The following is a 13,359-nucleotide window of genomic DNA, read 5'->3' as shown; positions in this document are numbered from 1 at the left end:
GGTGCCGGCCATCAGCTGGCGGGCAGGTCCGTGAGCTGTCCGGCGCCGGCCGCCAGCAGCTCTTCGGCCACCTCGACACCCAGGGCACGGGCAGCGTCTTCGGTGCGTTCACCGGTGACGGCGGTGCGGCGCATCAGGCGCGTGCCGTCGTCACTGCAGACCACAGCCTCGAGCGTGATGCCGTCGGCGCCGACACGGGCCAGCGCGCCCACGGGAGCCGTGCAGCCGGCCTCGAGACGGCCCAGCATGGCCCGCTCCGCGGCAACGGTGAGGCGGCTGTCGGTGTGGTCGTAGGCGGCCAGGGCCTTGGCGAGCCCGCCTTCGTCGGCTGCGTCGGCGGCGCGGCATTCCACGGCGAGTGCTCCCTGCCCCGGGGCGGGAAGCATCACTGCGGGATCGATGTACTCGGTCACCATGTTCAGGCGGCCCAGCCGGGCCAGTCCGGCGGCGGCCAGCACCACGGCGTCGAGGTCTCCGGGTGCACCTTCCACCAGACCGGCAACCCGGCCGAGGCGGGTGTCCACGTTGCCGCGGATATCCACGATCTCAAGGTCCGGGCGGGCGGCCCGCAGCTGGGCGGCCCGGCGCGGCGAACCGGTGCCGATCTTCGCGCCGGCGGGAAGGCCGGCCAGGGTCAGTCCGTCCCGGGCGCACAGGACGTCGCGGACGTCCACGCGTTCCGGGATTGCGCCCAGGACCAGGCCGTCCGCCGGGGAGGTGGGCAGGTCCTTCAGTGAATGCACGGCAACGTCGCAGTCTCCGCGCAGCAGCGACTCCCGCAGGGCGGCCACGAACACACCCGTGCCGCCGATCTGCGACAGGGCGGCGCGGTTGACGTCACCTTCGGTACGCACGCGGACCAGTTCGACGTCGAAACCGCCCAGCCCGGACAGGGCCTGCGCCACCGTGGTGGTCTGGGTGACAGCGAGCGCGCTGCCTCGGGTGCCGATCAGGACAGGCGAGTGCGCCACTACTCGACGCCCACGGTGGAGTCGGCGCCCGCGATGGTCGGCTTTTCGCCGCGCAGGTTGGCGCAGCAGCCGGGGCGGCAGACGTCGTACCACGGGCCGAGTTCGGTCATGGCCGGACGGATGGCGATGTTGTTCTCCAGCGTGCGTTCCTGCAGCAGGTCCACCAGGCCGGACACGAAGGTCTCGTGGATGCCCGGGGTCGGCGTGCGGTCAGCCGCCAGCCCCAGTTCCCGGCAGGTGTCCATGGCCTCGGTGTCCAGGTCCCAGAGGACTTCCATGTGGTCGCTGACGAAGCCCAGCGGAACAATCACCACGCCGTCGACGCCCTTGGCGGGCAGTTCGGCAATCGCGTCGTTGATGTCCGGCTCCAGCCAGGGAATGTGCGGGGCACCGGAGCGGGACTGGTACACCAGCTGCCAGTCCATACCGGCCGCTTCGGGGACGCGGTCCATGATGGCACGGGCGTTGGCCAGGTGCTGGGCCACGTAGGCGCTGCCTTCTTCGAACTCCCGGTCGCGGGGTCCGGAGGCTTCGGCGTCGGCGGTGGGGATGGAGTGGGTGGAGAAGAGGATTTCGATCTTCCCGTTGTCCACGCCCTTGGCCGCCAGCTGCTCACGGACCTTCGCCACGGACTCGCGCACGCCTTCGACGAAGGGTTCCACGAAGCCCGGGTGGTCAAAGTACTGGCGGACCTTGTCCACCTGCAGCTTCTTGTCCAGGCCCGTCTTGAGCAGGTTCATGCCCAGGTCTTCGCGGTACTGGCGGCAGCTCGAGTACGAGGAGTAGACACTGGTGGTGACCATCAGGATGCGCCGGTAGCCGGTGTCGTAGGCGTCCTGGAGGACGTCCTTGATGTACGGCGCCCAGTTCCGGTTGCCCCAGAGGACGGGGAGTTCGACGCCGCGGCGTGCCAGCTCTGCTTCCAGGGCCGCCTTGAGCGCGCGGTTCTGCTCGTTGATCGGGCTGATTCCGCCGTTGGCGCGGTAGTGGGTGGCCACTTCCTCCAGCCGTTCATCGGGGATGCCGCGGCCCGCGGTGACGTTGCGCAGGAAGGGGATCACGTCTTCCTGCCCTTCCGGTCCGCCGAAGGAGGCCAGCAGGATGGCGTCGTAATGCTTCGGCGCCATGCGGCCGTTTTCGTCAACTCCCTCGAACGGATCGAAGGCGGGCTCGTTGGAAACAGCGGATGTCATTTCAGTACCTCGGCAACTTCGGCGGCCGGGATACGCCGGCCGGTATAGAACGGAACTTCTTCTCGGACGTGGTTACGGGCTTCAGTGGAGCGCAGGTGGCGCATCATGTCGACCAGGTCAACCAGGTTCGGAGCTTCAAGGCCCAGGATCCATTCCCAGTCGCCGAGGGCGAAGGAGGCCACGGTGTTGGCCAGGACCTGGGGGAATTCACGGCCGAGCATGCCGTGGTCGCGCAGCATCTTGCCGCGTTCCTCGGCGGGCAGCAGGTACCACTCGTAGGAGCGGACAAACGGGTAGACGCAGATCCAGGCCTCGGGGTCGATGCCGCGGGCGAAGGACGGCCAGTGGTTCTTGGAGAACTCCGCATCGCGGTGCACGCCCATGGCGGACCAGGCGATCTCGGTGCCGGCAAAAAGCTCCGTGCGGCGGATCTGCCGCAGTGCTGCCTGCAGTGCCTCCGGCTTGCTGCCGTGCAACCAGACCATGACGTCGGCGTCCACCCGCATCGCGGAGACGTCGTAGAGGCCGCGCACGGTGACGTTGTCGGCGGTCAGGTCCTTGGTGAGCGCCTCGAAGGCCTCAACGGCACCGTCGGCGACGGGCGCCTTGGGCGTGGCGGACCGCTTGAAAACGGTCCAAAGGGTAAAGAACTGCTCTTCGTTGCCGGCCGCTTCGGCGGCGCTGCGGTCCATCGTCTCACTCATGATTACCAGTCTGCCCTTTGCCTATAGGTAAGTCGAAACAACACAGTTCTACAAAGCGTAGAAAGTGCTTAAGCTCACAGCACTGCGTTCGAGAGTGCTGCCATCCGGGTGCGCGTATCGGCGGTCACCGCGGCCAGGCCGGTACCGGCCAGCCACGCCCCCACCGCTTCCAGCCCGGGCGACTCGGCCACGGCTGCGCGGACAGCGGCCACCCGGTCCCGGTGCCCGACGGCGGCGGAAGGCAAGGCCCCGACCCACCGGACAACGTCCCAGCCCACAACATCGTCGGAGTTGATGTGCACCTGGAGCAGGCCGGACGCGTCGGCCACGGCCTGCCGGAAGAGGTCATCGTCGGTTCGGTCGACATGTGCGGGCTCGCCTGCTGCGTCCTCCGGCGAGAGCGCCCGGCCGTAGGACAGGCGAAGCACATGGGTTCCGGGGCCGGTGGAATCCGCCAGCCACTGCCATTTGGCGGTGGCATGGGTCATGGCCTTCGCGTCGATGCCCTCCACATCCCGGGACACGAGGACGCCGGTGCCGCGCGGCATGGCGTCCAGTTCCGGCAGGTCCACCACCAGTGTCACCAGGGCGACCCCCGGTCCCGGCTGCGGCCGGTAGGCCTCAACCTCGGGCAGTGCGGTAGCCATCAGCTCCACGGCAGCCGGACCTTCCGCGGCGACCACCACGGCGTCGGCGGCGAGTTCCCCGCCGTCGCTGCAGCCGATCCGCCACCCGGCGTCGCGCCGGACCAGTGATTCGGCACGGACACCGGTCCGCAGGCGTGCACCGGAGGACTCCAGATCGGCGACCAGGGCCTCGGTCAGCCGGCCCATCCCACCCTCAAGTCCGGCCACTGCGGATCCGGCGGGGGCTGCGGCACGCATTGCTCCGACAGCTGCGGCCAGGGAGCCGTGCCGGGTAACGGCAGCACGCAGCCCCGGCGCAACGGAATCGACGTCAAGCATGTCGGGGTCGGCGGAATACACGCCGCCGACCACGGGGGTGACCAGGCGCCGAAGCACCGCATCGCCCATCCGGGTCCGCACCAGCTCGCCGAGGCTCATGGAGCCGCGCCGGCCCAGGGAGCCAACCGGCAGGACCTTGTCCATTGCCGCACGTGCCGCGCCCGCACGGCCCAGGGCCCGGACGATGTCCGGATGCCGCGGGTCGGCGGGGATGCCGAGCAGCCCGCTGGCCGGCATCTGCTGGGCCCCCGAGGACAGGTCTTCCGCTGCCAGCTGCAGCCATGATCCGGCCGGGTTCGGCAGGACCACCGCATCCGTCAGCCCCAGTTCCGCCAGCAGTTCCGGTACCGCCGGGGAGCGGGTAGCGAAGGATTCGGCGCCGCTGTCCAGTGCGATGCCTGCCACCTCGTGCCGGCCGACGCAGCCGCCGAACCGGTTCGATGCCTCCAGCACGGTGACGTTCAGCCCGGCACGCTGCAGGTCGCGTGCGGCGATCAGCCCCGAGATGCCGCCGCCGACGACGACGGCGGAGGGACCGGCCTGCACCCGGGCCGGCTGCTGCCCGCCGGGCGCGTCTGCCTTGGCGGCTCTCTCCTGCTTGGCGAGGAAACGGTGGGCCATGGTTACGGCTCCACCGAATGGATCAGTTCAACCACCCGCGTGAGCACGGCGGCGTCGGTGTCCGGCGGCACGCCGTGGCCCAGGTTGACGACATGGCCCGGGGCGGACGCACCGGCGGCCAGCACCTCACGGACGTGGGCTTCCAGGATCTCCCACGGGGCGCTGAGCAGCGCCGGATCGATATTGCCCTGCAGCGGCGTCGTTCCGCCGAGGCGGCGGTTGGCCTCGTCCAGCGGCAGCCGGTAGTCCACGCCGACCACGTCCACGCCGACGTCGCGCATGGCCACCAGCAGTTCGGAGGTGCCGGTACCGAAATGCACGAGCGGGGCGCCGAGGCCGCGCACATGGTCCAGGGCGCGGGCCGAGGCGGGCGCCACGTGCCGAACGTAGTCGGCCAGGCCCAGGGAACCGGCCCAGGAGTCAAAGAGCTGTCCCGCGCTGGCGCCGGCTTCGAGCTGAGCCCGCAGGAACATGCCGGAAGCGTCGGCGGCCCAGGCCGTCAGGGCCTGCCAGGCATCGGGATCGGCGTGCATCATGGTGCGCGGGCCGAGGTGGTCCCGGGACGGCTTGCCCTCCACCATGTAGGCGGCCAGGGTGAACGGTGCACCCGCGAACCCGATCAGCGGCTTGGTGCCGAGCTCCGCCACGGTCAGGCGGACAGCCTCGCGGATGGGTTCCAGCGCCTCTTCGGTCAGGCGGGGCAGGGCGGCGACGTCGGCGGCGGTCCGCACCGGGCTGCCCAGCACGGGGCCGACGCCGGGAACAATGTCCACATCCACGCCGGCCAGCTTCAGCGGAATCACGATGTCGGAGAAGAAGATGCCCGCATCGACATCGTGCCGGCGCACCGGCTGCAGGGTGATCTCCGCCGCCAGCTCCGGGCGCAGGCAGGATTCCAGCATGCCGGTCCCCTGCCTGGCTTTCAGGTATTCGGGCAGGGAGCGGCCGGCCTGACGCATGAACCACACCGGACGGCGGGCGGGAGTCCCGCCGCGGTAGGCGGTGATCAGGGGGGAATCGGCCGTGCGGCCATCCAGCAGCGGGTGAGTGGCGCTAAGAGTCATACCTTGATTCTCTCCAAAATCCGGGGCAAGCGATAACCGGGCCGCCCCGTGCGGCCGCAGTGGCCCTTCTCACACCCCTGAAGCGGAAAATCGGGGCACCCGATTGAAGGTATCCTCCCGGGCGTGGCTAGTATTGACCTACTGTGGTTCTACTTTCCCTCATTGCTACGCACACCGACGTAGACCTGGAGACTGTCGCCCGGCTCAGTGCCGGCGCATCCGAGGTCTCGTCTTCGCTGGTCGATTCCGGAAGCGCCGTCTCGGGCTCCGTGGTCCTCGCTACCTGCAACCGGCTGGAGGTGTATTGCGAAACCGGCTCGGATGCCGATATTGAAGCTGCCCGCTCCGCCGTGGTTGCCGAGATCAGCCGGAATTCCGGTATGAGCGAAGACCTGGTATCCCGCTCCTTTGCCACGAATACCGGTGAATCCGTTCCCCAGCACCTGTTTGCCGTCGGCGCCGGACTGGACTCCGCCGTCGTGGGCGAACGTGAAATCGCCGGCCAGGTGCGCCGGGCCCTGATCGAAGCGCAGGAAAAGGGCACCGCCAGCGGCGGCCTCACCCGATTATTCCAAACCGCATCCCGCACCGCCAAGGACGTTGGCGCCCTGACAGCCCTCGGCAAACGGGGGCTTTCCATTGTTTCCGTTGCCCTGGGCCTGGCAACCGATCTTTCCGAAAACCGAGACTGGTCGGGCAAGTCCGTGGTGGTTTTCGGTACGGGTGCCTACGCCGGAGCCACCATGGCCCTGCTCAAGGAGCGCGGCTGCACCGACATCAGCGTCTATTCCTCCTCCAACCGCGCGGAGTCTTTCGCAGCGTCCCGCGGCGGAAAGCCGCTGACCCGCGCGTCCCTGCCCGCCGCCCTGACCCGTGCCGACGTCGTCATCGGCTGCAGCGGCAGCGACAGCCAGGTCAGCGCCGAAGATGTCCGCCGCGTCCGCGCCGATGCCGGAAAGCCGCTGATCATCATTGACCTTGCCCTGACCCACGACTTCGATCCTGCGGTCCGCGAAATCGACGGCGTCGAACTGATCACCCTGGAATCCGTGCGCCTGGCTGCCCCGGCCGAGCAGGCCGAATCGCTGAAGCAGGCGAGCACCATCGTCGCCGACGCAGCAAAGAACTTCTCCAAGCAGCAGCTCAGCCGCGAAATGGACTCCGCAATCGTGGCCCTGCGCCGGCACACCCTCGACGTGCTCGAAACGGAACTGGAGAAGGTCCGCTCGCAGCACGGCTGCACCGGCGCCGCCCAGGAAGTGGAGTTCGCCATGCGCCGCATGGTCAAGCAGCTGCTCCACGTCCCCACCGTCCGTGCCCGGGAACTGGCCGCCAGCGGCCAGCAGGAGGACTACATCCGGGGCCTGGAAGCCCTGTACGGCATCACCGTGGACCGCGGCGAGACCGCTGCCCCCGCCAAGGGCCCACGCCCGGCTGCGGACGGCGACGCCGAACCAGGCGACGGCGCCGCCGAACCGAAATCCGCGTAGCGGACCTCAGTAGACCGGCTTCTGCGGCTCCACCCGGCGGACCCACTCCAGGATCCCGCCGGCGACGTTGTAGACCTCCGGGTAGCCCTCGCGGCGCAGGTAGGCCGCGACCTCCGCGGACCGCACACCGGATTTGCAGTGCACGTACACCGGCCGTTCCCGGTCCGGCCGGTACTCCCCCGCCAGCACCTCGGCCCGCGGCACCAGCCTGGCGCCGTCAATCCTGACGATTCCGTGTTCCCCCGGCTCGCGGACGTCCAGCAGCTCAAAGTCCAGCGCTCCTGCCGAACGTTCCGCCAGCAGGTCCCGCAGCCGGGTCACTTCGATTTCCGCTCCGGCCGGGGCCGGCTCCGCGGGTGCAATCCCGCAGAACGCCTGGTAGTCGCCCAGTTCGCGCACCGGCACTGCCTGCGGATCCCGCCGGACCCGGAGTTCGCGCCAGCTCATCTCGAGTGCATTGAATACCAGGACCCGGCCGAGCAGGGTCCGCCCCGTTCCGGTGATGAGTTTGATGGCCTCATTGACCATGATCGAGCCGATCTGTGCGCACAGCACCCCCAGCACTCCCCCTTCCGCACAGGAAGGAACCGACCCCGCCGGGGGCGCCTCCGGGAACAGGTCGCGGTAGGTGGGGCCGTGCTCACCCCAGAACACGCTGACCTGCCCGTCGTACCGCAGGATGGAGCCCCAGACATAGGGCTTGCCCAGGATTTCAGCCGCATCATTGACCAGGTACCGGGTGGCGAAATTGTCGGTCCCGTCCACTATCAGGTCATAGCCGGAGAAGATGTCCAGGACGTTGGAATTGTCCAGCCGTTCCCGGTGCAGGATCACGCGGACCAGCGGGTTCAGCTCCGCCACGGAACGGGCTGCGGACTCCGCCTTCGGAGTGCCGACGTCGGAGACGCCGTGGATGATCTGGCGCTGCAGGTTCGAAACGTCCACGTCGTCGTCGTCGACAATGCCCAGCGTGCCCACTCCCGCGGCCGCCAGGTACAGCAGCACCGGAGATCCGAGCCCGCCGGCGCCCACCACCAGTACCCGGGCGTTCTTCAGCCGGCGCTGGGCCTCAGCGCCGAAGCCGGGGATGATCAGGTGCCGGGAGTAGCGTTCGGTCTCGTCGCGGGTCAGGTCCTCGCCGGGCGCCACCAGGGCGGGTAGTTCACCGGAAGGGACGGATGCACTTGCTATGGTCATGAAGTCCAATCTAAGCCACGGGTATGGTGGTTGGCCCTGTCGCTTCGAATACCCGCGGGTAAACTAAGGGTCATTGTCCGTGCAGCTTCATGCTCCGGAACTGTTGAGAGGTCCATCAGTGAGTAACCAGGCAGCCGGCAAACCGGTTCGACTCCCGCGGGAGGAACGCCGCCGGCAGCTGCTCAGTGCAGCGCAGGAAGTGTTTGTCAGCAACGGCTTCCACGGTGCGGCCATGGACGAAATCGCCGAGGCGGCGCACGTCAGCAAACCCGTCCTGTACCAGCACTTCCCGGGCAAGCGCGAGCTGTACATGGCGCTGCTGGACAACCACTTGAACACCCTCACGGAATTCCTGCGAACCGCCCTGAACTCCACTACGGACAACAAGCTTCGGGTCCGGGAGACAATGCGGGCGTATTTCCGCTTTGTGGCGCAGGACAGCCAGGGCCACCGGATGGTGTTTGAATCCGACCTCACCAATGATGCCGAGGTCAGCGCCCGCATCGAGGAATTCAACGCCCGCTTCGCCAACAGCATTGCCGGGGTCATTGCCGAAGACACCAAGCTTTCCCACCTTGAAGCGACCCTGCTGGGCCGGGCCCTGGCCGGAATGGCGCAGGTCAGTGCGCGCTACTGGCTGGAAACGGACGGCGATTTGGACATCGATGCGGCCAGCGAGCTGGTCTACCGTTTAGCTTGGCGCGGAATCAGCCGGTTCCCCAAAGAAATCTAGAGTAGATTTTCGAGAAGTTCGTCATTCGTTAATCAGGAGGCACCACGGTGGAAGTAAAAATCGGCATTCAGAATGTAGCCCGCGAGATTGTCTTCGAATCCGGCCAGAGCGCCGATGAAGTTGCCGACGCGGTGGAGCAGTCCCTGGCCAGCGGCGCACTCCTGCGGCTCAAGGACATCAAGGGTCGGCTGATCGTTGTCCCCGGTGCGTCCATCGGCTACGTCGAAATCGGTGCCGAGGAAGTCCGCCGGGTCGGCTTCGGGGCACTCTAGCCGGACCCATGCTCAGTCTGATCCTGGTCACTCTGACCGCCGTTGCGGCCGGTTTCGCGGTGTGGGCCGCGGACCGGCGCCGCGCCCTCTACGGGGCACTGCTGCTGCCCGGCATTGCCGTGTGTGCTGCGCTGCTTACCTGGCTGGCACTGCGCGCGGCAGGAGCCGCTTCCTATGAAGCGGACTGGATCGGCTGGGCAGTTCCGGTTGCCGTGTCCGTGCTGGCGCCGATTGCGGCAGCGGTTCCGATCCGGCGCAGCCGCGCAAGGACTGATGCTGCACAGACAGAGCGCATCCTGCGCCTCTAGGCGGTTCGGCGGAACATCCGGTACCCGGATCCGCCGCAGACGCGGCAAGGGCGGTGCTTCGGCACCGCCCTTGCTGCGTTGCAGGCACCGCCCTTGCCGCGTTTCAGGCCCGGCCGCCGCCGTTCCCTGCGGTGTTACGGCACCGCATGGCGGGCAGGTTTCTGCGGGAGTGCGGGCGGTACCATCCGGATCAGTTCACGCGCAAACACGCCTGCCGCCAGCCGGTGTCCTTCCGGGCTCAGATGCTTCCCGTCCGGACGCAGCCCTCCGTTCAGTCCGTACCGGGCCCACCAGTCCCCCGGCGTCAGGAAGTCGATGCCCTGCTCCCGGGCCACGGCGGCGAGCACCCGGTCCACCTCGCTGCGCGGGCCCGTGCCGTCTCCGATGACGCCCACCATGACCATCCGGGCGGACGGAAAGCTTTGCCGCAGGTCCCCGATCAGCCGCAGCGCCCCGGCACGGATAACGGACGCGGGATAGGCGGTGTCGTTGCCGCCGCCCTGTAGCACAATCAACCGGGGCCTACCCCACGGGAGCAGCCATTGCTGGGATTCCAGCGCCCGGGCATATCCCGAGACCGAGCCGTTTCCCTGGACATAGCCTGTGCCGCCCGCACCCCGGATAATCACGCGGTAGCCGGCCTGTTCCAGCCCCTGCCCCACCCAGGTCTGCGGACCGGCCTGCGAATCGCCGATTACCAGGGCAGAGTCCTCAACTCCCGGAACCACGGAGACCATCCGGCCGGTCTGCGGCATGTACACCAGTGAGCCGGCGCCCGGGACGAGGGGACCGATGATGGCGTTGGCCGGCAGGGCAGGACGCTGGGCCGGCGGCAGGGCCTTGCCGTGGGCGGCGCTGCCCGGCGCTAGCGCTGCCGCGATGCCGCCGGGTCCGGTTTCTCCGGGAACAGGCTGCGCTCCGGCCAACACCGCGCACGCCAGGACGGTGGGCACCACGGAACGCACTGCCCTTGCTTTCCACCGCATTAGAGGCCCCCTCAGGTACGCGCCGGCTCCCCGTCGGCGCCGCCCTACGGGGAAGCGTAACCTGCAGCTAGGCCGTCAGGCCGAGAAGACTCATGCGTTTTGAGTGGTTTCGTGTCAGCTGCGCCGTGAGCAGCTTGATTTCGGCATCGACGTCGGCCTCGCTGCCGTCGCCGAACAGCCCGCCGAGGAAAGCCCGTTCGATCAGGACCCGCTGGGCCTGGGTCAGGGCTTCGCCCACCAGCCGCCTGCCCCAGAGCGCCAGCCGCGAGGCCAGCCGCGGATCGTCCGCGAGGGCTTCCTTCAGCCGTCCGAGCAGGATTTCGCCGGGCTGTTCCGTGGCCTTGAGGCTTTGGAAGAGGCTGTTCGTTTCGGCATCCAGCCGGGACGCCACCGCAGAGTAGAAATCGTCGGAAATCGCGTCCGTGACGTAGAACTTCATCAGCGACTCGTACCAGTCCGCAGGCCGCGTGCGGTCGTGAAATGCGTCCACCGAGGGCTGGAAAGGCCGCATGGCTTCTTCCGGGTCAACACCCATGCTGCTGAGCCGGGTACAGATCAGTTCAAAATGGGCATATTCATGCACCGCAAGGCGCCCCAGGGTCGCCCGGTCATGCAGTGTCGGGGAAAAACGGGCATCGGAAGACATGCGTTCGAACGCTGACAGCTCGCCGTAGGCGGTGGCTCCGAAAAGGTCCGTAAGGAACCGGTGGTAGGTCTCGCCGAAGTGCTGCGCGGCCGGACCGGAAGCAGCCGGATGATCGGAATGGTGCCCGTTAGTCATACCCGCCAGCGTACCCGCCGGCAGCGCCGCGGGCCGCGCCCCGCGGCCGGATGCGCGGTGATCAGCGGCTGGCGGGTAGACTGGGACAGTAGTAATTGGATGCCCGGTCGTCTGTCGTACGAATTGTTCTGTGTTGTGCCATTTATGTTGTATTGACCAGACCCGCAAAACCCTACGCGATCTTGAATTTTCGGCCGCCGCCGTGGCCAATGGAGCACAGGCGGCCCGCAGTTGTTAGCCCGCGATCGGCTTCCGCTGGACGCACCGCGTGCGTGCCATCCGCTCCGTAATGGGCTGTAACAGCCACTCGTCGAGCCTGGTACCCCCGCGCTGCCTAAACTGAACGGTATTTAATTGAACACTGAACTTTCCCAGGTTGATGACGATCGTCATCTCACTGCTGATGACAGCTCCGAAGAACTGACCGTTGCGGATACCCTGGCCACCCAGGCCCAGGCCCAGGAAATCCCCGAAATGACCTTCGCCGACTTCGGCGTCAGGGCCGACATCGTCGAGTCCCTCGCCGACGCGGGGATCACTCACCCCTTCCCCATCCAGTCAATGACCCTGCCCGTTGCGCTCAGCGGCCACGACATCATCGGCCAGGCGAAGACCGGTACCGGCAAGACCCTCGGCTTCGGCATTCCCGCACTTCAGCGGGTGGTGGGCCCCGAGGACAAGGGCTACGCCGAGCTCGCCGTCCCCGGCGCCCCGCAGGCCCTGATCGTGGTGCCCACCCGTGAACTGGCGGTCCAGGTGGCGGGTGACCTCACCACCGCTGCCCGCCGGCGCGGCGCCCGCATCGTGACGATCTACGGCGGCCGTGCCTACGAGCCGCAGACGGAGGCGCTGGCCGCCGGCGTCGAAATCGTGGTCGGCACCCCTGGGCGCCTGATCGACCTGTACAACAAGAAGCAGCTCTCGCTGAAGAACGTGCGGATTGTGGTCCTCGACGAAGCAGACGAGATGCTGGACCTCGGCTTCCTGCCCGACGTCGAAACACTGATGGCGGCCACGCCTGCCGTGCGCCAGACCCTGCTGTTCTCGGCGACCATGCCGGGCGCCGTCGTGTCCATGGCCCGCCGCTACATGACCAAGCCCACCCACATCCGGGCCGCGGACCCCGACGATGAAGGCCTGACCAAGAAGGACATCCGCCAGGTGGTCTACCGGGCGCACAACCTGGACAAGGCAGAGGTCGTCGCCCGCATCCTGCAGGCCCGCGGCCGCGGCCGGACCATCATCTTCACCAAGACCAAGCGCACCGCCGCGAAGCTGTCCGAGGAACTCGTGGACCGCGGTTTCGCGGTCGCCGCCATGCACGGCGACCTGGGCCAGGGCGCCCGCGAACAGGCCATGCGCGCCTTCCGCAATGAGAAGGTGGACGTGCTGGTGGCCACCGACGTCGCCGCCCGCGGCATCGACGTCGACGACGTCACGCACGTGATCAACTACCAGTGCCCCGAAGACGAGAAGACCTACCTGCACCGCGTCGGCCGCACCGGCCGGGCCGGGAACAAGGGCACTGCAGTGACGTTCGTGGACTGGGACGATGTTCCCCGCTGGGGCCTGATCAACAAGGCCCTGGGCATGGACCAGGCCGAGCCGGTGGAAACCTACTCCTCCTCGCCGCACCTGTACACGGACCTGGATATCCCCGAGGGCACCAAGGGCCGCCTGCCGCGCAGCAAGCGCACGCACGCCGGCATCGATGCCGAAAAGATCGAGGACCTGGGCGAGACCGGCAAGTCCGGCGGACGGGGCGCCTCCTCCTCCCGCGACGGCGGCCGCTCCCGTTCCGGGCGTCCGGAACGCAGCGGATCCGGCCGCGGCTCAGGGCGGACTTCCGACCGTGCCCGCAGCGGACAGCGCGACGGATCCCGGCGCAGCGAGGCCGGAACCGGGGAGTCCCGGACAGCAGACCGTCCCGCCGAAACCCGTGCGGCCGGAACCCGGACCCCGGCAGCTGACGGTGCAGCCGCGGACCGCCCGCGCCGCAGCCGGACCCGCCGCCGCAACGGCGAGGTTGTGCCCAAGACCGGCCCGGCCGCCGAATAGCAGCGGCGCAGGCCTG

Annotated in this window: 13 protein-coding genes; 5 read left to right on the top strand and 8 right to left on the bottom strand. The window is 68.2% G+C overall.

Annotated features, from left to right (window positions below; translation table 11 throughout):
• Nucleotides 1-11: 11 nt before the first annotated feature.
• The 5 genes from hemC to hemE form a co-directional block, all read right to left on the bottom strand.
• Nucleotides 12-971: a hydroxymethylbilane synthase gene (hemC, locus tag AC5RT8_RS13245; RefSeq protein ID WP_494096162.1), complete on the bottom strand. Its 960-nt coding sequence runs from the start codon at nt 969-971 to the stop codon at nt 12-14.
• A complete protein-coding gene (locus AC5RT8_RS13240) occupies nt 971-2,164 on the bottom strand; it encodes a ferrochelatase (protein WP_494096161.1) in 1,194 nt (397 codons plus the stop codon). The genes hemC and AC5RT8_RS13240 overlap by 1 nt, the downstream gene beginning before the upstream one ends.
• Nucleotides 2,161-2,868, bottom strand: a complete 708-nt coding sequence (hemQ, locus tag AC5RT8_RS13235; protein ID WP_494096160.1) for a hydrogen peroxide-dependent heme synthase — start codon at nt 2,866-2,868, stop codon at nt 2,161-2,163. The genes AC5RT8_RS13240 and hemQ overlap by 4 nt, the downstream gene beginning before the upstream one ends.
• 74 nt (nt 2,869-2,942) lie before the next feature.
• Nucleotides 2,943-4,454 carry a protoporphyrinogen oxidase gene (gene hemG / locus AC5RT8_RS13230; protein ID WP_494096159.1) on the bottom strand — a complete coding sequence of 504 codons (1,512 nt, stop codon included), beginning with the start codon at nt 4,452-4,454 and terminating at the stop codon, nt 2,943-2,945.
• 2 nt (nt 4,455-4,456) lie between these two features.
• Nucleotides 4,457-5,518 carry a uroporphyrinogen decarboxylase gene (gene hemE / locus AC5RT8_RS13225; protein ID WP_494096158.1) on the bottom strand — a complete coding sequence of 354 codons (1,062 nt, stop codon included), beginning with the start codon at nt 5,516-5,518 and terminating at the stop codon, nt 4,457-4,459.
• Between the two features lie 143 nt (nt 5,519-5,661).
• On the opposite strand from hemE, the gene AC5RT8_RS13220 reads away from it, so the two are divergent.
• Nucleotides 5,662-7,008, top strand: a complete 1,347-nt coding sequence (locus AC5RT8_RS13220) for a glutamyl-tRNA reductase (RefSeq protein WP_494096157.1) — start codon at nt 5,662-5,664, stop codon at nt 7,006-7,008.
• Between the two features lie 6 nt (nt 7,009-7,014).
• Here AC5RT8_RS13220 and moeB read toward each other — a convergent pair whose 3' ends face one another.
• Nucleotides 7,015-8,205 (bottom strand): molybdopterin-synthase adenylyltransferase MoeB, encoded by a 1,191-nt coding sequence (moeB, locus tag AC5RT8_RS13215; protein WP_494096156.1) that lies wholly within the window; start codon nt 8,203-8,205, stop codon nt 7,015-7,017.
• 118 nt (nt 8,206-8,323) lie between these two features.
• Here moeB and AC5RT8_RS13210 point away from each other — a divergent pair, with 118 nt between their 5' ends.
• From AC5RT8_RS13210 to AC5RT8_RS13200, 3 genes are read left to right on the top strand one after another with little or no spacing between them, the layout of a single operon-like run.
• Nucleotides 8,324-8,938 (top strand): TetR/AcrR family transcriptional regulator, encoded by a 615-nt coding sequence (locus AC5RT8_RS13210; protein WP_494096155.1) that lies wholly within the window; start codon nt 8,324-8,326, stop codon nt 8,936-8,938.
• A gap of 47 nt (nt 8,939-8,985) precedes the next feature.
• Nucleotides 8,986-9,210, top strand: a complete 225-nt coding sequence (locus AC5RT8_RS13205; RefSeq protein ID WP_229950337.1) for a DUF3107 domain-containing protein — start codon at nt 8,986-8,988, stop codon at nt 9,208-9,210.
• Nucleotides 9,211-9,218: 8 nt separating this feature from the next.
• Nucleotides 9,219-9,518 carry a hypothetical protein gene (locus AC5RT8_RS13200; protein ID WP_494096154.1) on the top strand — a complete coding sequence of 100 codons (300 nt, stop codon included), beginning with the start codon at nt 9,219-9,221 and terminating at the stop codon, nt 9,516-9,518.
• Nucleotides 9,519-9,652: 134 nt separating this feature from the next.
• Here the strand turns inward: AC5RT8_RS13200 and AC5RT8_RS13195 are convergent, their stop codons facing one another.
• Both AC5RT8_RS13195 and AC5RT8_RS13190 read right to left on the bottom strand, forming a co-directional pair.
• On the bottom strand, nt 9,653-10,504 hold the full coding sequence (locus tag AC5RT8_RS13195) for an SGNH/GDSL hydrolase family protein (RefSeq protein WP_494096153.1): 852 nt from the start codon (nt 10,502-10,504) through the stop codon (nt 9,653-9,655).
• A gap of 67 nt (nt 10,505-10,571) precedes the next feature.
• Complete coding sequence (locus AC5RT8_RS13190; protein WP_494096152.1) at nt 10,572-11,285, bottom strand: ferritin-like fold-containing protein; 714 nt, start codon at nt 11,283-11,285, stop codon at nt 10,572-10,574.
• 420 nt (nt 11,286-11,705) lie between these two features.
• Between AC5RT8_RS13190 and AC5RT8_RS13185 the strand changes: the two genes are divergently transcribed.
• Complete coding sequence (locus tag AC5RT8_RS13185; protein ID WP_494096415.1) at nt 11,706-13,343, top strand: DEAD/DEAH box helicase; 1,638 nt, start codon at nt 11,706-11,708, stop codon at nt 13,341-13,343.
• The last annotated feature ends 16 nt before the right edge of the window (nt 13,344-13,359 follow it).

It is taken from the genome of Arthrobacter sp. Ms25 (genome assembly GCF_059090365.1).
Note: the sequence above shows the minus strand (reverse complement) of the source record. Positions and strands in the feature narration are given on the sequence as shown.